This is a genomic window from Burkholderia sp. ZZQ-2 (assembly GCF_050768715.1).
Lineage (GTDB): Bacteria > Pseudomonadota > Gammaproteobacteria > Burkholderiales > Burkholderiaceae > Burkholderia > Burkholderia cepacia.
Map to the genome: position 1 here is coordinate 1 of NZ_LDVA01000293.1, position 17,749 is coordinate 17,749.

20 protein-coding genes are annotated in these 17,749 nt (G+C 67.5%); 6 read left to right on the plus strand and 14 right to left on the minus strand.

Annotated elements, in window-relative coordinates; translation table 11 throughout:
- A partial coding sequence (locus tag ABY44_RS25160) for a LysR family transcriptional regulator (RefSeq protein ID WP_431642539.1) occupies nt 1-449 on the minus strand: 449 nt, incomplete at its 3' end.
- Between the two features lie 115 nt (nt 450-564).
- Here ABY44_RS25160 and ABY44_RS25165 point away from each other — a divergent pair.
- The 3 genes from ABY44_RS25165 to ABY44_RS25175 all read left to right on the plus strand — a co-directional run bounded on the left by ABY44_RS25165 (nt 565) and on the right by ABY44_RS25175 (nt 3,599).
- Nucleotides 565-948 carry a tautomerase family protein gene (locus ABY44_RS25165; protein WP_059521475.1) on the plus strand — a complete coding sequence of 128 codons (384 nt, stop codon included), beginning with the start codon at nt 565-567 and terminating at the stop codon, nt 946-948.
- Between the two features lie 130 nt (nt 949-1,078).
- A complete protein-coding gene (locus ABY44_RS25170; protein ID WP_060173128.1) occupies nt 1,079-2,686 on the plus strand; it encodes a CHAD domain-containing protein in 1,608 nt (535 codons plus the stop codon).
- A 76-nt stretch (nt 2,687-2,762) separates the two neighbouring features.
- On the plus strand, nt 2,763-3,599 hold the full coding sequence (locus ABY44_RS25175; RefSeq protein WP_060173129.1) for a TOBE domain-containing protein: 837 nt from the start codon (nt 2,763-2,765) through the stop codon (nt 3,597-3,599).
- Between the two features lie 175 nt (nt 3,600-3,774).
- On the opposite strand, the gene ABY44_RS25180 is transcribed toward ABY44_RS25175, so the two are convergent.
- The 4 genes from ABY44_RS25180 to ABY44_RS25195 form a co-directional block, all read right to left on the minus strand.
- Nucleotides 3,775-4,476: a sulfate/molybdate ABC transporter ATP-binding protein gene (locus ABY44_RS25180; RefSeq protein WP_027791060.1), complete on the minus strand. Its 702-nt coding sequence runs from the start codon at nt 4,474-4,476 to the stop codon at nt 3,775-3,777.
- Between the two features lie 55 nt (nt 4,477-4,531).
- Entirely contained in the window at nt 4,532-5,209 is a 678-nt protein-coding gene (gene modB, locus ABY44_RS25185; protein WP_021156293.1) for a molybdate ABC transporter permease subunit, read from the minus strand.
- Nucleotides 5,210-5,219: 10 nt separating this feature from the next.
- The gene (gene modA / locus ABY44_RS25190) at nt 5,220-6,017 is read right to left on the minus strand and encodes a molybdate ABC transporter substrate-binding protein (protein WP_060173130.1); all 798 of its coding nucleotides are present in this window, start codon (nt 6,015-6,017) and stop codon (nt 5,220-5,222) included.
- Nucleotides 6,018-6,147: 130 nt separating this feature from the next.
- Nucleotides 6,148-6,846 carry a phosphatase PAP2 family protein gene (locus ABY44_RS25195; RefSeq protein WP_060173131.1) on the minus strand — a complete coding sequence of 233 codons (699 nt, stop codon included), beginning with the start codon at nt 6,844-6,846 and terminating at the stop codon, nt 6,148-6,150.
- 248 nt (nt 6,847-7,094) lie between these two features.
- Between ABY44_RS25195 and ABY44_RS25200 the strand changes: the two genes are divergently transcribed.
- Together ABY44_RS25200 and ABY44_RS25205 are read left to right on the plus strand one after the other, a co-directional pair.
- Nucleotides 7,095-8,204, plus strand: a complete 1,110-nt coding sequence (locus ABY44_RS25200) for an extracellular catalytic domain type 1 short-chain-length polyhydroxyalkanoate depolymerase (RefSeq protein ID WP_027791064.1) — start codon at nt 7,095-7,097, stop codon at nt 8,202-8,204.
- Nucleotides 8,205-8,285: 81 nt separating this feature from the next.
- Nucleotides 8,286-8,462: a DUF3563 family protein gene (locus ABY44_RS25205; protein WP_021156289.1), complete on the plus strand. Its 177-nt coding sequence runs from the start codon at nt 8,286-8,288 to the stop codon at nt 8,460-8,462.
- Nucleotides 8,463-8,575: 113 nt separating this feature from the next.
- Here ABY44_RS25205 and ABY44_RS25210 read toward each other — a convergent pair whose 3' ends face one another.
- From ABY44_RS25210 to ABY44_RS25230, 5 genes are all read right to left on the minus strand, one after another.
- Nucleotides 8,576-8,995, minus strand: coding sequence for an organic hydroperoxide resistance protein (locus tag ABY44_RS25210; protein ID WP_027791065.1), 420 nt, complete (start codon nt 8,993-8,995; stop codon nt 8,576-8,578).
- A 155-nt stretch (nt 8,996-9,150) separates the two neighbouring features.
- A complete protein-coding gene (locus ABY44_RS25215) occupies nt 9,151-9,603 on the minus strand; it encodes a MarR family winged helix-turn-helix transcriptional regulator (protein ID WP_048022285.1) in 453 nt (150 codons plus the stop codon).
- A 186-nt stretch (nt 9,604-9,789) separates the two neighbouring features.
- Entirely contained in the window at nt 9,790-10,599 is an 810-nt protein-coding gene (locus ABY44_RS25220; RefSeq protein ID WP_027791067.1) for a BPSS1780 family membrane protein, read from the minus strand.
- Nucleotides 10,590-11,588: a homoserine kinase gene (locus ABY44_RS25225; protein ID WP_060173132.1), complete on the minus strand. Its 999-nt coding sequence runs from the start codon at nt 11,586-11,588 to the stop codon at nt 10,590-10,592. The genes ABY44_RS25220 and ABY44_RS25225 overlap by 10 nt, the downstream gene beginning before the upstream one ends.
- Before the next feature lie 101 nt (nt 11,589-11,689).
- The gene (locus ABY44_RS25230) at nt 11,690-12,085 is read right to left on the minus strand and encodes a hypothetical protein (protein ID WP_021160838.1); all 396 of its coding nucleotides are present in this window, start codon (nt 12,083-12,085) and stop codon (nt 11,690-11,692) included.
- A 129-nt stretch (nt 12,086-12,214) separates the two neighbouring features.
- Here ABY44_RS25230 and ABY44_RS25235 point away from each other — a divergent pair, with 129 nt between their 5' ends.
- Complete coding sequence (locus ABY44_RS25235) at nt 12,215-13,741, plus strand: AMP nucleosidase (RefSeq protein ID WP_027791069.1); 1,527 nt, start codon at nt 12,215-12,217, stop codon at nt 13,739-13,741.
- Between the two features lie 611 nt (nt 13,742-14,352).
- On the opposite strand, the gene ABY44_RS25240 is transcribed toward ABY44_RS25235, so the two are convergent.
- From ABY44_RS25240 to ABY44_RS25255, 4 genes are all read right to left on the minus strand, one after another.
- Nucleotides 14,353-14,916: a tautomerase family protein gene (locus ABY44_RS25240; protein WP_059693927.1), complete on the minus strand. Its 564-nt coding sequence runs from the start codon at nt 14,914-14,916 to the stop codon at nt 14,353-14,355.
- Between the two features lie 149 nt (nt 14,917-15,065).
- Entirely contained in the window at nt 15,066-16,058 is a 993-nt protein-coding gene (locus ABY44_RS25245; protein ID WP_027791071.1) for a GlxA family transcriptional regulator, read from the minus strand.
- 231 nt (nt 16,059-16,289) lie between these two features.
- Nucleotides 16,290-16,598: a hypothetical protein gene (locus tag ABY44_RS25250; RefSeq protein WP_027791072.1), complete on the minus strand. Its 309-nt coding sequence runs from the start codon at nt 16,596-16,598 to the stop codon at nt 16,290-16,292.
- Nucleotides 16,599-16,989: 391 nt separating this feature from the next.
- Nucleotides 16,990-17,748, minus strand: coding sequence for a TIGR00730 family Rossman fold protein (locus tag ABY44_RS25255; protein WP_027791073.1), 759 nt, complete (start codon nt 17,746-17,748; stop codon nt 16,990-16,992).
- Nucleotide 17,749 lies beyond the last annotated feature (1 nt).

Sequence of the window (17,749 nt, forward strand, 5' to 3'; positions counted from 1 at the left end):
CCCGGCTCGTGCCGCACGATCACCGCATCGAACCGGCGTTCGTCGTATTGCGCGAGCAGGTTCGTCGACGTTCCGAGATGCATTTCGAGCGACAGCCCCGGGTCCTGCCGATGCAGGCTCGTGAGCACGGCCGGCAGGTCGGGCACGGCGACATGCTCGCTGACGCCGAGCGCGAGCCGGTGCGTGCCGGCCGAGATCGCGCCGAGCGCGTGGTCGTGCGCGTCGAGCAGCGCACGGGCGGCCGGCAGGAAATTCTCGCCGTCGGCGGCCAGCTTGACCACGCGCGGCGTGCGCGCGAGCAGCGGCTTGCCGAGGTGCGCTTCCAGCCGTTTCAGCTTCAGGCTCACGGCCGACTGCGTGGTGCCGAGCGCATCGGCGGCGCGTGTGAAGCTGGCGAGATCGGCGACCAGCACGAACGCGCGTACGGCATCGAGGTCGAGGACTTTCATTTTCGATTTAAATGGATGAAATATTCATCAATGACTGTTCATTATAGTTCGGCGCGCCTAACCTGACGCTGTGTTTCCGTTCGTCAACGTCAACTTCACCGACAGGAGCAGGACCATGCCATTCACCCGTATCGCAGTCCGCGAAGGCAAACCGGCCGCGTACCGCGCGGCGCTCGTCGATGGCGTGCATCGCGCGCTGATGCACACGTTCAACGTGCCCGAGGACGACATCTTCATGGTCGTCACCGAGCATGCGGCCGAGAACTTCGTGTACGGCCGCCACTACCTCGACATCGAACGCAGCGACGATCTCGTGATGATCCAGATCACCGCGAACAACACGCGCACGCTCGAGCAGAAGCGCGCGCTGTACCGGGCGATCGCGGACAACCTCGCGCAGCAGCCCGGCGTGCGGCAGCAGGACGTCTTCATCAGTCTCGTCGAGGTGCTGAAGGAGGATTGGTCGTTCGGCAACGGCCTCGCGCAGTACGCCGTTTGACCTGCGACAGGGCGACAGGGCCAGATCGTTGCCTGCCCGTTTTTGCGGCGTGTACTATGGAAGCAGCTTCACGGACGACGCCGGCGCGATCGGAAGACCCGCCGGCGCTTCTTCATGTGCAGGAGCCTCCATGTCGCGTGTGCTGGAAATCGTGTTGTCGCTGTCGCTGGAAGGGTGGCCGGCCAAGGCTGCGGGTCGCGCCCGCGGCACGCAGCGTGATTTCGGTGCCGAACTCGTGCGCGCGTGGCGGATCTGCCCGCAGGTCCGGATGCGCCGCGGCCATGAGCGCGTGACGATCGAGCCGTGCCAGATCGAGGAGGCCGAGCCGAGCCCCGGCGCAAGCTGGTGGACGTGGGTCGAGTCGAATGCGCATGGAAGGCGGGTCGTCGCGTCGCGCACGAAGGTGTTTGCGCCGGGGGTCACGACGCGTGAACTGTTCGACGCGGAGCATGCGGGCATCGTCGTCGCGATGCCGTTGCCCGTACCCGAGGTGACAGGCGAAGTCGACGGCGTCGCGCCGGATACGACCGGGCGCGCAGAGGCCGGCATGCAGCCGGAATCGTCGGCGCTGCGCCTCGTCAGCGAGCGGCGGCGCGGGCGGTGGGCCGACGACAGCGGCGTCGTGGTCGAGATGACGCTCGACGACGTCACGTTGCATCGCGGCGGCGAGCCGCCGCGCCGCTATGTCGAACTGCGTCTTGCCGCGCCGGACTGGGAAACCCGGGCCGCGCGCACGGCCGCGCTGCACGCGTTGTTTGCCGCGGCGCGCGAACTGAGCGGCGCGTGGCCCGCATTCGTCCAGCTGACGAGCGTGATCGATCGCGCATGTGCGGACGAGCCGGCCGCCAGCGGGCCCGTCAAGGCGCAGCCCGTCGACCTGACCGGCGTGCGCACGCAGCGCGCCGCGCTGTTCGCGTTGTCCGGCGACATCACCGCGCAATGGCTCGGCAACGAGGGCGGCGTGCTCGAGTACGACGATCCCGAATTCGTGCACCAGATGCGGGTCGCGCTGCGCCGCCTGCGTACGCTGATGCGCTTCTTCCCGCGCTTTGCCGACCGCCAGTGGCGGGACACGCTCGGCGTGGACATGCACTGGCTTGCCGCGCTGCTCGGCACGGTGCGCGACTGGGACGTGTTCGCGACCGAGAGCCTGCCCGCGCTGATCGCAGCCGACGGCGGCGACGGCGAATGGAACGGCACGCTCGACGCCGCGCGCGCACAGTGCGTCGCGGCACGGGGCGAGCTGCGGCAGGCGCTGCATTCGGCCCGCTACGCGCGGCTGACGCTCGGCTGGCTCGAATGGCTGGGCTCGCTTGCGATGCCGCACGCCGAAGACGGCGACGCACCCTCGCTGCGGCGCCACGCGACGAAGCGCGTGCGGCGGCTGTTCGGCCATCTGTACGCGTCGCCATCGCTCACGTCGCTCGACACGGCTGCGCGCCACCAGGTGCGGATCGATGCGAAGCGGCTGCGCTATGCGCTCGAGTTCTTCGCGTCGCTGGCGTCGCGCCGCACGCGCACCGAGACGGTCAAGACGCTCGCGCGCGTGCAGAGCGTGCTCGGCGAAGCCAACGACACGATAGTCGCGCTGCATCATCTCGAGAAACTGGCGGCGCCGCCGTATCAGCTCGGTTTCGTGCGCGGCTACGGCGCGGCGCTCGAGCAGCGCGCGGCGCGCGACGCCGAGACGCTGCTTGCCAGCCTGCGGCCGCCGAAGCTCGACGGCAAGCCGGGTTGAGCGGCACGCGCCGACTATAATGGCCGCCTGATTCCGGCCCGATTCCGGCTCCGGTCCAATTCCCGCACGTATCCCGATGACCGACGCACCGCATTCTTCCCCGTCCGCCGAACCGCTCGAACTGGGCGGCGAGCTGTGGCTGCGCGCCGGCGAGCAGACGCTCGGCGGCGCCACGCGCATCGCGCTGCTCGCGGCGATCGGCGACACCGGGTCGATCACGCGCGCGGCGAAGGCCGTCGGCCTCAGCTACAAGGCCGCGTGGGATGCCGTCGATACGATGAACAATCTCGCGGGCGAACCGCTCGTCGCGCGTTCGACGGGCGGCAAGGGCGGCGGCGGCACGACGCTGACGCCGCGCGCGACGTCGCTGATCGCCGCGTTCCGCACGATCGAGCGCGAGCATCGCCGGTTCATCGAGGCCGCGAGCGCGGCCGTGGCCGGGTTCGACGTCGACTGGGCGCTGATCGGCCGGATCGGGATGAAGACCAGCGCGCGCAACCAGTTGTTCGGCAAGGTCGCGGCGATCGTGCGCGGCACCGTCAACGACGAGGTCACGCTCACGCTGCCCGGCGGACAGCCGGTCGTTGCCGTGCTGACGCACGAGAGCGCCGATGCGCTCGGCCTGCAGGTTGGCGCGGATGCCTGCGCGCTCGTGAAGGCGTCCTGGGTCGTGCTCGCGGCCGACGATGGTGAGCACGCGTTGAAGGTGTCCGCGCGGAACCAGCTGCGCGGCCACGTGGAAACCGTCGCAGCGGGCGCGGTGAACAGCGAGGTGACACTGGCGCTCGACGGCGGCGGGACGTTGACGGCCGTCGTGACCAACGACAGCGTCGATGCGCTGCAGCTCGGTGCCGGCCGGCCCGCGATCGCGCTGTTCAAGGCGTCGAGCGTGATTCTTGCGGTGACGGGCTGAGCGGCGGCGTACCGGCGCGCTTCGGCTGCCGTGTGACGGACGGAGCGAAGCCGGCGTCGCCGCTGTATCGGTACGGCGCCGGCTTCGTTTCCGCTTTCGCCTTGTGCCGCTGCTGGCGGCTTCTCTCAGGCTCCAACGTGCTTGCCACGACGACCACGGCCACGGCCACGCGCACTCAAGCGACGCGCGTCGGCCACTCGGCGTGCGGCGTCGCCGCCTGCACGCGTCCTTCGCTCAACTGCACGACCTGGTCGCCGAACGCGGCGACGTCGTCGGGATCGTGCGAGATCAGCACCATCGGGATGTCGAGCCGCGCCTGCAGCTCGGCGAGCTCGTGACGCATGCGCTGGCGCATCGCGCCGTCCAGTGCGGCGAACGGTTCGTCGAGCAGCAGGATTCGCGGCTGCGCGACCAGTGCGCGCGCGAGTGCGACGCGCTGTTTCTGCCCGCCGGACAGCTGCGACGGATACTGCCCTGCGAGCGCCTCGAGATCGAACGCTTGCAGCCAGTACGCGACTTCCGGCGGCACTGCTTTTGCGCGCGGGTTGCGCAGCCCCGGCGTGAGCCCGAACGCGATGTTCTGGCGCACGTTCAGATGCGGAAACAGCGCGTAGTCCTGGAACAGATACGCGACGCGGCGTTCGCGGGTCGGCACGTCGATGCGGCGCGCGGCGTCGAACAGCGGTTCGCCGTTCAGCACGATCGTGCCTTCGTCGGGCGACAACAGGCCGGCGATCGCCTGCAGCGTCATGCTCTTGCCCGCGCCGGACGGCCCGAACAGCACGACGCGCTGCATCGTCGCGGTGAACGACATGTCGAGCGTGAAGCGGCGCTCGGCATTCGCGTAGGTCTTGCGGATGTCGACGACGAGGCTCATGCAGGCCTCCGCGGAAGCCGGCCGGCCACGCACGACGATGGGCGAGGCAGGCGTGTCATGTCAGCTGGCTCCGCCGGGCACGCGACGGCACGAGCCAGCCGGTCGCGAGCAGTACGAGCACGCAGGTGATCGACGTCACCAGCACGAGGAAGTTGGCCGTGCTGTCGTCGCCGGCCTGCACGGCCGCGTAGATCGCGACCGACAGCGTCTGCGTGCGGCCGGGCAGGTTGCCCGCGATCATCAGCGTCGCGCCGAACTCGCCGAGCGCGCGTGCGAACGCGAGCAGCGCGCCCGCGAGAATGCCGCGCGTGGCGAGCGGCAGCGTCACGCGGAAGAACACCGCCGCTTCGCCGAGCCCGAGCGTGCGCGCGGCGCGTTCGAGATGCGGATCGACGCCTTCGAACGCCGCCCGCGCCGATTTCAGGATCAACGGAAACGCGACGACCATCGACGCGATCACCGCGCCTTGCCACGTGAAGACGAGCTCGATGCCGAGCCTGTCGAGCCACGCGCCGAACACGCCGCGCCGGCCGAGCAGCACGAGCAGGTAATACCCGAGCACCGTCGGCGGCAGCACGAGCGGCAGCGTCAGCACGGAATCGACGACGTCGCGCAGCGGCGAGCGCCAGCGCGCGAGCATGAACGCGGCTGCGACGCCGAGCACGATGTCGAGCGCGGTCGCCCAGCCGGCAACCTTCAGTGACAGCAGCAGCGGGACCCAGGCGTCTTGCATCGCGTTACGCTCACTTGCCCGCAGGCTTGAAGCCGAACGTCGACAGCACGGCCTGGCCTTGCGGCGACGCGACGAAGTCGATGAACGACTGCGCCTGCGTGGCGTGGCGGCTGTCCTTGACCACGGCGATCGGGTAGGTGATGGCGGTCTTGGTCGGCACCGTCAGTGCGACCTTCACGCGGCCCGGCATGATTGCCGCGTCGGTGCCGAACACGAAGCCTGCGTCGACTTCGCCGCGTGCGACGTAATCGAGGCTCTGGCGCACGTTGGCGGCCAGCACGCCCTTCGCGCTGACGGCGTCCCACACACCGGCCGCGCGCAGCGCGCCTTCGGTGTAGCGGCCGACCGGCACCGACGCCGGGTCGCCGTACGCGATGCGCTTCACGCCGGATGCGGTCAGGTCGTTCAGCGACGTCGGCGCGGCCGCGTGGCTGTCCGCGGGCACGATCAGCACGAGCGAGTTCGCCGCGAAATCGCGACGCGTGCCGGGCACGATCACCTTTTCGCTGGCCGCACGATCCATCGCCTTCTGGTCGGCCGACGCGAACACGTCGGCCGGCGCGCCCTTGGCGATCTGCTGCATCAGCACGTCCGACGCGCCGAAGTTGAACAGCACCTTGGTATCCGGATGCTGCTTCTCGTACGCATCGCCGACGGCCTTGAACGCGTTCGTCAGGCTGGCGGCGGCCGACACGACGAGTTCATCGGCGGCGGAAGCGGGCGCGCTGAACGCGACTCCGGCGGCAAGCGTGGCGATCGGCAGCAGGCGAAGCAGGGTGCGGCGAAGCGGACGGACGGTTGAGCGCATGGCGAGTTCGTTCGAATGGGTGGAAACCGTAATCGTAATATAGGGCGGGTTATAACGCTCGACATACCGCACATGCGACGGCGCGCATGGAATGGTCAGACCTGAAAAGGAGGGCCGGCCGGGCGGCCGGTCATGTACGGAGCGTCTGCGACGACGACTGGGTGCGCTGCAGCGACGACGGCTGCGATGCGGGGCGGTAGTTCGGGTTGGCCTTCCATCGCGCGCGGACGAACGGGCGCTCGTGGCCCGACAACTGCAGCGCCACCTTGGTGACCCAGCGATGCGACGGCACCGTGATGCCGTGCAGCGCCACGGTGACGAGCGCGAGGCTCGCGACGACCGCGGGCACCGACCAGCGGTGCGGCACCGCGCGCCACGAACCCGCGATGAACGCGAGCGCGGCGATCGCGCCGACGATACAGCCGGTGATCGATTCGGACGGCGAATGCGCGTCGAGCGCGACGCGCGACACGCCGACCGCGACGCCGGCTGCGAGCCCGAGCGCGATGCCGGCGATCCGCACCGGCGTGCGCGTGCGGATCAGCGCCAGGAAAATCGCGACCGGATAAACCGACGTCGACAGCATCGCATGGCCGCTGAACCCGGTGAAATCCCACTTGCGGATGCCGATGCCCCAGCCGAGGAACGCGATCTTCGTCAGCGCGACCACGCCGATCGCGGCCGCGAGCACGCCGAGCCATGCGGCCGCGCGCTGCCACGAGTAGCCGAGCGCGAGCCAGACGGCGATCGTGATCGCGAGCGGCAAGGTCAGGCCGGCGCCGCCGAACGCGGTGATCATGATCCACAGGTGAGACGACAGGTCGAACATCGGGAAGGGGACGAACGAAGGCGGGGAAGATGCTTAAATCAACGCGCGAGCCGGAAAGAACGACTACAACGGATACAAGCGGCGAAGCCCCAGTATAGCGCCGCGTGCGCCCGAGCCCCGTTTTTTGCGCGGCCGGGAAATATCCGCGTGCAGGAAAAATCCCGGAAACAATGTTATGGTGCATTGCACAAAGTCGAACGCTGCATCCGCTGTGGTGCCCCTATTTTTCCTGACTGCGAGCCCGATCGATGACCAAAAGTCTGACCAAGGTGTGGCTGGGCGGCATGAAACGCATGCTGTCTCCGGCCGCCAAACGCGCGGCGCGCGATGCGCAGCGCATCACACGCGACGCACTCGAGGCTGCGGCGTCTCCCGCCGTATCCGATCTGTCCCCGCCGCGTGAATCGCGCGTGCGCCCGCGCGCGGCCGCATGGGCGGCAGGCGAGTGGACGCGTGGCGAACATCCGATGGCACCCGCGCTCGGGCGCCTCGTCCAGCATCTCGCTTACGGGCTCTACGTGCCGCCCGGCCGCCGGCGCGGCGCGATGCCGCTCGTCGTGATGCTGCACGGCTGCCAGCAGTCCGTCGACGAATTCGCGCAAGGCACGCGGATGAACCTGCTGGCCGACAAGCATGGTTTCGCGGTGCTGTATCCGGAGCAGTCGCTGCGCGCCCATGCACATGGCTGCTGGCACTGGTATGAAGATACCGACCGCGCGGGCCGCGGCGAGGCGAACGCGGTGGCGTCGCTCGTCGACGCGCTCGTCGACGAACACGGTTTCGACGCATCGCGTGTCTATGTCGCGGGACTGTCGGCCGGCGCGGGCCTTGCATCGCTTCTTGCACTGCACCATCCCGACCGCTTCGCGGCGGTGGCGCTGCACTCGGGCCCCGCGCTCGGCGAGGCGAATTCCGGCATTACCGCGATGGACGTGATGCGGCGCGGCGTGCGGCAGAACCCGGCTGCAGCCGTCGATGCGCTGGTCGATGCCGCCGCGTACCCGGGCATGCCCGCGCTGATCGTCCAGGGCGACGGCGACCACGTGGTCGCCCCGAAGAATGCCGACCAGCTGACGGTTCAGTTCATGCGCTTGAACGGGCTTGCCGACAGCCGCGGCGCACTGCGCGGCGGCGAGCGGGTCGAGACGCGCGACGCGGGCGCGCAGATCACCGATGTCTGCCGCGACGGCCAGCCTGTCGTGCGGCTCTGTCATGTGAAAGGGCTCGATCATGCGTGGGCCGGCGGCGATGAAGCCGTGCCGTTTCATGCGGCGGTCGGTCCCGATGCGAGCGCGATGATCTGGGCCTTTTTCGAGGCACAGCGGCGCACTGTGGCGACCGAACGACGCATCGTCTGATCGACGCTGGCCAAGAACTAGGGTTTTCCCTATAATCCGGGAAAACCCTAGTCAAAGAACCCTTGGATTGCGAGATCGACCATGTACCTGCTGAGCCACCTCTTCCTGATGCTGACCAAGAACGCTGAAACGGCCCGTAAAGAGCGCGCCGAGGCGTACCTGTCCGAAGCCACCGATATCTACGATCTCGAATTCCGCATGCGCAAGATCGATCGCGAATCGGCGATGAACCGCCCGTATTCGTTCGGCGCGCGCTAAGCAGCGCAGGGCGGGCCGGCCGGTCCGCCATTCCGGCGAGTCACGCAGCAGAAAAGGGCGCGTGCGGCTACATGCCGCACGCGCCCTTTTTGCATGTGTGGCGGTGCGTCGCGTCAGATGACCGTCAGGCGCACCGGTACGTTGTTGCGCGTCGCGTTCGAATACGGGCACACGTGGTGCGCCTTTTCGACCAGCGCTTGCGCGTCGGCCTTGTCGAGCCCCGGCAGCGACACGCGCAGCTCGATGTCGAGCCCGAAGCCGCCTGCGTCGTTCGGCCCGATGCCCACTTCCGCCGTGACCTGCGTGTCCGCCGGCAGCGCCTTCTTGTCCTGGCCGGCGACGAATTTCATCGCGCTCAGGAAACAGGCCGAGTAACCTGCGGCAAACAGCTGCTCCGGATTCGTGCCTTCCGCGCCCGTGCCGCCGAGTTCGCGCGGCGCGGCCAGCTTCACTTCCAGCTTGTTGTCGGCGGATACCGCGCGGCCGTCGCGGCCGCCCGTGCTAGTGGCGCTGGTCTTGTACAGAATGTTCATCGTGCAGCTCCTGTCGGGAAAAGGGAGGAAAGCGGCCCGGTCGAACGGGGTGTCGCCGGCCACGACGAAAATATAGAACACAAATGATTAGTGTGCAAATGAAATTTTGAAGAAAAGGCCCGACAGTGCCGGGCCGGTTCGTCGATGCTTTCCCGTCAGCGTTCGTTGGCGGCCGACAGCGCGTCGCGCAACTGGTGGAGATCGGCGCGCAGCCTGACCAGGAACTCGGGGGACTGCTGCATCGCGCAGAACAGATCGGCGGGTACCGAGCGAGCGCGCTCCTTCAGTGCACGGCCTTCCGGTGTCACGCGCACGTTCACGACGCGTTCATCGGCTGCGCTGCGCACGCGCTCGACGTAGCCGAGCGCCTCCAGCCGCTTCAGCAGTGGCGTGACCGTGGCCGGGTCGAGGTCTAGCCGCGCGGCGATGTCCTTCACGGCGATGTCATCGCGCTCCCACAGCACGAGCATTGCGAGATATTGGGGATAGGTCAGCGACAGCTTGTCGAGCAGCGGCTTGTACGCCTTCGTCATCGCGTGCGAAGTCGAATAGAGGGCGAAGCAGAGTTGCTCGTCGAGCGTCTGGGGCAGCGGGGGCGGGCGGTCCATCATTCGGGCGGCGCGTCGAACGCGCGAACAATTTGTACGCAAATCATTTTGCGCGCAAAAGATCGGGATGAACAGGGGGCGGCCGGCGCGGGGAGGCGGCCGACGGAGGCGGGGAACGGAGGAGGCGCCGGGCGGTAACCCGGCGCGAGCGCGGCGGGCCGGCGACACGCGCCGGCCGGGGAGACTTCAGCGACCCGACGTGGTGGTCGTCGCGCCCGGCTCCTGGATGCCGAAGCAGCCGCGATAGGTCGCGTAGAACGAGCAGTACAGCATCGTGACGATGACGATCGTCACCGGCATCATGATCGTCAGCGCATAGGCGCCGGCGCCGAGCGCCTGCAGCAGCAGCGACAGGGCGAGCGACGTGCCGAGCGCGACGCCGAACCACAGCGCGCCGTACACGACGAACGCGCCGCGATTGCGCCAGCAGCTGACGACGCTGAAGAACAGCGCCTTGGCGGGCGGCACGTCATGCCACGCGACCAGCACCGGCGCGAACCAGAACAGCATCGCGACCGGCAGGTAGAGCAGCGTCGCGAACATCAGCGCGCCGAACGTGCCTTGCGCGGCGAGCGTTTCCGGCGTCGCGCTCGCTTCGTCGGCCGCGCCCATCATCACGTGGAACAGCGCGCCGCCGTCCACGAACGACGAGGCAGCGAACACGAGCACCATCGACGCGACGTAGATCACGCCGAGCACGAGCAGCCGCTGGGTCGCGACGGTGCCGTACGAGCGGAAGCCGTCGATGAGGATCGTCGGCATCACGGGCTTCCCGGCCACCGTGTCGCGGCATGCGGCCATGAAGCCGACCGCGATGCCGGGAATGAACACGAGCGGCAGCGCGGAGCCGATCACGGGCACCTGCGACACCAGCGTGATCGCCAGCAGGTACGTGAAGAACAGCGTGATGAACGCGAGCGGGTTCCGGCGGAACAGCCAGATGCCTTGGCGGAACCAGACATAGCCCGTTTTCGCGGGCACTTCGATCAGTTGCATGCGGTTTGGATCTCGGGAAGCGCGGGCGTATGCGCGATACGCTCGCGCAGGATGCGTTCGAAATGGCCGGGGTCGTGCGGCTTGAGCATCTCGGCCGCGCGCGGCAGGTAGAAGTCGTACAGGCGCGACACCCAGAAGCGGTACGCACCCGCGCGCAGCATGTCGCTCCAGTGGCGGCGCTCCTCGGCCGTGAACGGCCGCACGGTCTGGTACGCGCGCAGCAGCGCATCGGCGCGCGCGACGTCGAGCACGCCGGTCGCGAGGTCGACGCACCAGTCGTTGACCGTGACCGCGACGTCGAACAGCCACTTGTCGCAGCCCGCGAAATAGAAGTCGAAGAAGCCGCCGAGCCGCACGTCATGGCCGGTGCCGGGCGCCGCGTGCGCGAACAGCACGTTGTCGCGGAACAGGTCGCAATGGCACGGTCCGGCCGGCAGTGCCGCGTAATCGTCTGACGCGAAGAAGCTGGCCTGATGCGCGAGTTCGCTTTCCAGCAGCGCGCGCTGCGCGTCGGTGATGAACGGCGAGATCGCCGGCGCGTTCTCCTGCCACCACGGCAGGCTGCGCAGGTTCGGCTGGTTGCGCGGATAGTCGCGGCCGGCGAGGTGCATGCGCGCGAGCATCTGCCCGACCTCGATACAGTGTTCGACCCCCGGCGCGAGTTCGGCGGAGCCGTCGAGCTTCGTGACGATCGCGGCCGGCTTGCCGTGCAGCTCGCCGAACAACGCGCCGTCGTCACGCGGGATCGGATCCGGCACCGGTACGCCGTGGCCGGCCAGATGGCGCATCAGGTCGAGGTAGAACGGCAGTTGCTGCGCCGTCAGGTTTTCGAAGATCGTGAGGACGTATTCGCCGCGCGTCGTCGTCAGGAAGAAATTGCTGTTTTCGATACCGGACGGAATGCCGCGGAACGCAAGCACGTCGCCCAGTTCGTAGTGGCGCATCCATTGCGCGAGATCGGAGTCGGAAACAGCTGTGAAAACGGCCATGCGGGATGCGTCAGGTCAGGGTGTCGGCACGCGGGCGGCGTGCGTCGCGACAGCAGGTGAAGGGAAGCGGCGCGCGGCGTTCGGTGCGGCGCGCCACGGAATCAGTAGCGCAGGTTCAGCGACGGCAGGCGCGTGATCGGGATGCCCGCGTCGTGCGGCTTCGGCGACGTGTCGGGCGTCGAGCTCATCTGGTAGCGCGTGCCGAAGTTCGACTTCACGTCGATCTCGACCGGCTTGCCGCGATCGCGGTACTCGGTGACTTCGGTGCCGTTCTTGCTCTTTTCGTGGAAGCTCGGCGTGCGGCGGATGTCGGCGAAGTCGACTTTCGACGTGACTTCGGCGCCCGGCCGGTTGATCTTGCGGAGATCGGGCAGGCCGGCGGCCTCGTTGGCCTCGGCCCGTGCCTGCGCGTCGGCGTCAGGCGTGCCGCCGGCGGCGTAAGCGGCGCTGGCGGCGGCAAACGCGGCGGCAGCGACGACGAGAATGAGCGGCTTCATGATGAGTCTCCAGTGAACCCACCAATTTTAGCAAATACTGCGCACCATCCGGCCCTCGCGTGCGTGGGGGCAGCCACAAGGGCGACCGGGTTCCGTGGTAATGTCGTCGGATCAGACGAGGTGATGAAAATGAAGAACGATTTGAGCCGCCGGCACCGTGTGCTGACGCCCGAGAGCCCGTCGGTCGAGGCTTTCGACGATCCGGTCGCCGCCGTCGCGCGGCTGTCCGCCATTTACGACACGAACACGGGTTTCCTGCGTGACGCATTCGCGCGCTATCGCCGCCACGAACCGATCACCGAGCACGTGCGCGCGTGCTACCCGTTCGTGCGGATCCGCACCGATGTCAACACGCACGTCGATTCGCGCCGCTCGTATGGTTTCGTCGCGGGCCCCGGCGTGTTCGAGACGACGGTCACGCGCCCCGACCTCTTCGCGAACTACTATCGCGAGCAACTGCGCCTGCTGGCGAAGAACCACCATGTGAAGATCGAGATCGGCGTGTCGTCGCAGCCGATTCCGATCCATTTCGCGTTTCCCGAAGGCATCCATCTCGAGGGCGAGCTCGACCGCGACCGCCTGCTCGCGATGCGCGACATCTTCGATACGCCCGACCTGTCGTATCTCGACGATCGCATCGTCAACGGCACGTTCGAGCCGGCGCCGGGCGAGCCGCATCCGCTCGCGCTGTTCACGGCCGCGCGCGTCGACTTCTCGCTGCACCGGTTGCGCCACTACACGGCGACGTCGCCCACGCATTTCCAGAACTACGTGCTCTACACGAACTACCAGTTCTACATCGACGAGTTCGTGAAGCTGGGCCGCACGGTGATGACGGAGAGCGACGATCCCGAGGTGCGCGCGTATCGCAGCCAGTACAGCTCGTTCGTCGAGCCGGGCGATGTCGTGACCTACAACGCGAACCTCGGCAGCGAGCCGGCCGAGGGCGCCGCGCCGCCGCGCCTGCCGCAGATGCCCGCGTATCACCTGAAGCGCGCGGACGGCAGCGGGATCACGATGGTCAACATCGGCGTCGGTCCGTCGAACGCGAAGACGATCACCGATCACATCGCGGTGCTGCGTCCGCACGCGTGGGTGATGCTCGGTCACTGCGCGGGGCTGCGCAATACGCAGCGTCTCGGCGACTACGTGCTCGCACACGGCTACGTGCGCGAGGATCACGTGCTGGATGCCGACCTGCCGCTGTGGGTGCCGATTCCGGCGCTCGCCGAGGTGCAGCTCGCGCTCGAGCGCGGGGTGGCCGACGTCACGCGGCTCGATGGCGTCGAACTGAAGCGCGTGATGCGCACGGGCACCGTCGCGAGCGTCGACAACCGCAACTGGGAGCTGCGCGATCATCGCGAACCCGTGCAGCGCCTGTCGCAGAGCCGCGCGATCGCGCTCGACATGGAAAGCGCGACGATCGCCGCGAACGGCTTCCGCTTCCGCGTGCCGTACGGCACGCTGCTCTGCGTGTCGGACAAGCCGCTGCACGGCGAGCTCAAGTTGCCGGGCATGGCCGATACGTTCTATCGCGGGCAGGTCGACCAGCATCTGCAGATCGGCGTGAAGGCGATGGAGATCCTGCGCACGAACGGGCTCGACAAGCTGCATAGCCGGAAACTGCGGAGCTTTGCGGAGGTGGCGTTCCAGTGATGTGAACGGCGGCCCCGGGTGCGGTGTGCGTCGCGATGTCAGGCGCAATCGCGACCAGGGGCATGACGGGCTTCAAGGCGGCAGGCGTGCACTTGTACCGCTCCGTCTGGCCGTGCGTAGCCACTCGCGGTGGCGCGCGTCGCGGCCTTAGTACTGGAACTCGATCATTTTCTGCAATTTGGAAGTTGTCCTATTGGTTGCCCCTGTCATCGAGAATATGCTCTCCTGCGCGGCGTTATTCGACGCCCGTACGAAGGAACGGCGAACAGTCGATCCGATCGATTCCTATCAAAATGAAAGAGGGCATACCTGATGAAAATCAATCTCTTGCTGGCTTCCCTGATGTTCACCACATCTCTGTCGGCAATGGCCGCAACCGCGGTGATCGGCCCGTCCAATCCTTGTGCACCCGTCGCAGTAATCGGTCCGTCCAACCCCTGCAAACCCGTCGCGGTGATTGGTCCCGGCCCTGTCAAAAAGTGTCCGTGCTATTGACCGAATAAGTGATTAAACAGGTGCGCTCGCTCTTGGGCGCATCTCGTCCGCGTATTGCTTTTTCGTGCCGTCCGGCACGCTGCTGTGCGTGTCGGACAAGCAGCTGCGCGCCGGGGTCAGCGCGCGGCTTTGGCGGCCGGTTCGTGCGATCCACTCCGAGCCGTTTCCAACATCGAATCTCGCACCGCATCGACGACCCGACCCGCATCCGCCTGTCGCTTGATCGCCAGCCGCCATTCCCCGAGCGCCCGCAGTTCGGCGCCACCGAAATATTCCATGATGTCCGGCAGGCGGCGCACGACGCCGCGGCTGCCCCAGCAGCCGTCGTCGATTTCCGTTGGAAAGACCCACACGCGCGTCGCGACGGCGTCGACCGGCAGGCCCTCCGCGCGCGCGACGGCAGCGGTCACGTCCGCGATCAGCCCGGCACGCGCGGCATCCGTGTACTGACCTTCCGGCACGGTCGGCACGATCCGGTAGATCGGCGCAGGCGCGACAGCCCCTGCGCGATACACGGCTGCCGGCCGATGGACGAAGATCCAGGTCACGTCCCGCGTGCGCGGATCGTCGGGATCGAGTCCCTCGTGACGGATCAGCGTTCCGGTCAGTTCTTCCATCAGTTGGGCTTCGGCCTGCGGTGCGAGCGCACCTTCGGGAATGTAGACGTCGATCATCGGCATGATGGTGTCCTGGTTCGGTGAGGATGGCGTCGCTCCGATGCTGGGCGACGTGAATCCAGTGTACGAACCGCATGCCGCCACGCGGAGTGGCGAAACTGCCATTCGACGATGCCATTTCCGACACTGCACCCGACGACGGTTGCGCGCGTTTATCGCGTGAAGCGACGGCGATACTCGCCGGGGGAAATGCCGGTCTCGCGCTTGAACAGTTGCCGGAAGCCGCTGATGTCCGCATAGCCGACGCGTTCGCAGACGGTGTCGATCGCGAGCGTCGTTTCCGCGAGCAGCCGCTTCGCGACTTCGATCCTGAGCGTCTGCAGATACCTGAGCGGCGGCGCGCCCACGGCGTCCCTGAAGCGGCGATGGAGCGTGCGTTCGCTCATCGCGACGTGATCGCTCAGCCGGGCGAGGCTGAACGGCTCGCGCAGGTGCTTTTCCATCCAGCGTTGGGCGCGTGCGATAGCCGCATCGTCGTGCCCGTCATGCCCCATCCGGCCGAGATCGATGAATGAATCCTGCGACACGCGGTTCACGTCGATCAGCATGACCTTGGCGACGGCCGCGGCAAGGCGCGCGTTCGCCAGTTTGTCGACGACCCGCAACGCGAGATTCTGATACGACGTGACGGCGCCGCCGCACAATATGCCGTCCTGTTCGGTCAGGACGTCCGACGCGCGCAATGCCACGTCCGGATAGCGTACGCGGAAGCTCGATGCTTTCGACCAGTGCGTCGTGGCGACGCGGCCGTCGAGCAGCCCGGCTTCCGCGAGCAGGAACGCGCCCGTGCAGTACGTCGCGATCAGTGTGCCGCGCGCATGTTGCCGGCGCAGCGCGTCGAACAGCGGCGCGAGTGACGCCGGCCGGGCGAGCAGCCGCTCGAGATCGGCGACGAACGGAGCGGTGAGCCAGATCGCATCGGCGGTGCCGTGACCGTCGATCGTGCCGTCGACCGCGGCGGCCTGGCCGGAAGCCGTGCGTACCGGCTTGCCGTCGATCGATTCGATGCGCCAGCGAAACGGGGCTTGCGGCCGGCCGATACGTAATGACGGGGCGAGATGATTGGCTGCCGTGAAGATGTCGGTCGGCGCGGCGATGCCAGATGCAAGGGCATGGTCGACAGCCCAGATCCGGATGAGTGGCATGGGTGGCGGGAATGGCCATGAACAGGGCCGATCCTACCATTGGTTCCCACGGTCGTGCGGGCGGTTGCAGGCACGCGCTGCACCGGCCCGCGGCGTGCGCGGCAGTCGGGCTTGCCGCTCGCATCGCCGGTGGGGAGCAGGGATGGCGCGGAGCGTGCCGCTGAAAGCGACAAGGCCGCCCGGCGCTGAAGCGCACGGGCGGCCTTGCCGGTCAGGCGATTGCGCTGTCGCTCAGCACTCGCCCTTCTTCGCGTGCCCCGGCGGGCAGTGATAGCCGCGGCGATCCGGGCCATGTTCGCGGCCGCGATAACGCTGGTGATCTTCCCATTCGCGGCGTTCCCAGTAGCGGTGGCCGTCCCAGTAGCGGTCGCCGTGCCAGCCGACGATGACCGCGGGCGCCGGGGCGACCACGACGGGCGCGGGCGCGACGACGACCGGTGCGGGCGTGCCGATGTTGACGTCGACGTTGACGGCGTGGGCGAGGCCGGACAGCGAAAGGCCGAGGCCGGCGAAGGCAAGGGCGATCAGCGAGCGTTGCATGTTCTTTTCCGTGATGTCGTTGTAAAAGGCCGGCGCGACGCGATGGAAGCGAGGGGGGATCGTTCCACCGGGGGAAACGCCGCACCGACACATGCAGTGTGCTGGTGCGCGACGGAAAACGCGAGGCGGGTTTGTTACGGCGGATTGGCGGCCGGCAGGCGCAGGGTACGGGCGTCGGGTCGCGTCATTTGACAATGGCGGCCCGCGTTTGCGGATGATTGCGCGCGTCGCACGGCACCGGCCTTGCGAATTTGACATTCGACGGCGTATGGCACGCCAAGCGCGATTAATGGCGCGTTACAAAGTGACACACGGCAGGTGGCGGGATCGCCACGCCTGCCGCGCAGAAAGCGGGAAGCCGGCCCTCGGGCCGGCGGTCTTCATCCAACGGTTACAGGTAGAACATCCGGTCTTCTTCGGGGCGCGGTGGATGGCCATCGTCGTCCGAACCTTCTTCCTCGCCGCTGTCCTCGTAGAACGCGAGCACGGCGTCGAGCACCTGGTCGGGATCGTCGATCACCTGCATCAGGTTCATGTCTTCCGGATTGATGAGGCCCATCGGGATCAACTGGTCGCGGAACCATTGCAGCAGCCCCTTCCAGAACTCGCTACCGACGAGGATGATCGGCACGAGGCGCGATTTCTTCGTCTGGATCAGCGTGAGCACTTCCGACAGCTCGTCGAGCGTGCCGAAGCCGCCCGGCATCACGATCACCGCATCCGAATTCTTCACGAACGTGACCTTGCGCGTGAAGAAGTGGCGGAAGCGCAGCGAGATGTCCTGGTAGTGGTTGCCGGCCTGTTCGTGCGGCAGCTCGATGTTCAGGCCGACCGACGGCGCCTTGCCGGCGTGCGCGCCCTTGTTCGCGGCTTCCATGATGCCGGGGCCGCCGCCGGAGATCACGGCGAAGCCGGCGTCGGACAGCTTGCGTGCGATCTGCACGGCGAGCTTGTAGTGCGGCGTGTCGGGCTTGAGGCGAGCAGAACCGTAGATGCTGACGGCCGGGCGGATCTCCGACAGGTACTCGGTCGCCTCGATAAACTCTGCCATAATCGTGAACATCTGCCACGATGCGCGCGCCTTCTTGGCCGTCGCGCGTTCTTGATCTGCGAGCGAACGCAGACTCGGAATCACTTTTCTCTTGTTCATA

Bases quoted from the DNA above. Each gene is read 5' to 3' on its own strand.
- ABY44_RS25165 (WP_059521475.1), top strand. From the start codon at position 565: ATGCCATTCACCCGTATCGCAGTCCGCGAAGGCAAACCGGCCGCGTAC.
- ABY44_RS25205 (WP_021156289.1), top strand. From the start codon at position 8,286: ATGTACCTGCTGAGCCACCTCTTCCTGATGCTGACCAAGAACGCTGAA.
- ABY44_RS25235 (WP_027791069.1), top strand. From the start codon at position 12,215: ATGAAGAACGATTTGAGCCGCCGGCACCGTGTGCTGACGCCCGAGAGC.
- ABY44_RS25215 (WP_048022285.1), bottom strand. From the start codon at position 9,603: ATGGACCGCCCGCCCCCGCTGCCCCAGACGCTCGACGAGCAACTCTGC.
- ABY44_RS25250 (WP_027791072.1), bottom strand. From the start codon at position 16,598: ATGCAACGCTCGCTGATCGCCCTTGCCTTCGCCGGCCTCGGCCTTTCG.
- ABY44_RS25210 (WP_027791065.1), bottom strand. From the start codon at position 8,995: ATGAACATTCTGTACAAGACCAGCGCCACTAGCACGGGCGGCCGCGAC.
- ABY44_RS25180 (WP_027791060.1), bottom strand. From the start codon at position 4,476: ATGAGCCTCGTCGTCGACATCCGCAAGACCTACGCGAATGCCGAGCGC.
- modB (WP_021156293.1), bottom strand. From the start codon at position 5,209: ATGCAAGACGCCTGGGTCCCGCTGCTGCTGTCACTGAAGGTTGCCGGC.
- ABY44_RS25240 (WP_059693927.1), bottom strand. From the start codon at position 14,916: ATGCCGATGATCGACGTCTACATTCCCGAAGGTGCGCTCGCACCGCAG.
- modA (WP_060173130.1), bottom strand. From the start codon at position 6,017: ATGCGCTCAACCGTCCGTCCGCTTCGCCGCACCCTGCTTCGCCTGCTG.
- ABY44_RS25245 (WP_027791071.1), bottom strand. From the start codon at position 16,058: ATGCCACTCATCCGGATCTGGGCTGTCGACCATGCCCTTGCATCTGGC.
- ABY44_RS25170 (WP_060173128.1), top strand. From the start codon at position 1,079: ATGTCGCGTGTGCTGGAAATCGTGTTGTCGCTGTCGCTGGAAGGGTGG.
- ABY44_RS25225 (WP_060173132.1), bottom strand. From the start codon at position 11,588: ATGGCCGTTTTCACAGCTGTTTCCGACTCCGATCTCGCGCAATGGATG.
- ABY44_RS25200 (WP_027791064.1), top strand. From the start codon at position 7,095: ATGACCAAAAGTCTGACCAAGGTGTGGCTGGGCGGCATGAAACGCATG.
- ABY44_RS25175 (WP_060173129.1), top strand. From the start codon at position 2,763: ATGACCGACGCACCGCATTCTTCCCCGTCCGCCGAACCGCTCGAACTG.
- ABY44_RS25220 (WP_027791067.1), bottom strand. From the start codon at position 10,599: ATGCAACTGATCGAAGTGCCCGCGAAAACGGGCTATGTCTGGTTCCGC.
- ABY44_RS25195 (WP_060173131.1), bottom strand. From the start codon at position 6,846: ATGTTCGACCTGTCGTCTCACCTGTGGATCATGATCACCGCGTTCGGC.
- ABY44_RS25230 (WP_021160838.1), bottom strand. From the start codon at position 12,085: ATGAAGCCGCTCATTCTCGTCGTCGCTGCCGCCGCGTTTGCCGCCGCC.
- ABY44_RS25255 (WP_027791073.1), bottom strand. From the start codon at position 17,748: ATGAACAAGAGAAAAGTGATTCCGAGTCTGCGTTCGCTCGCAGATCAA.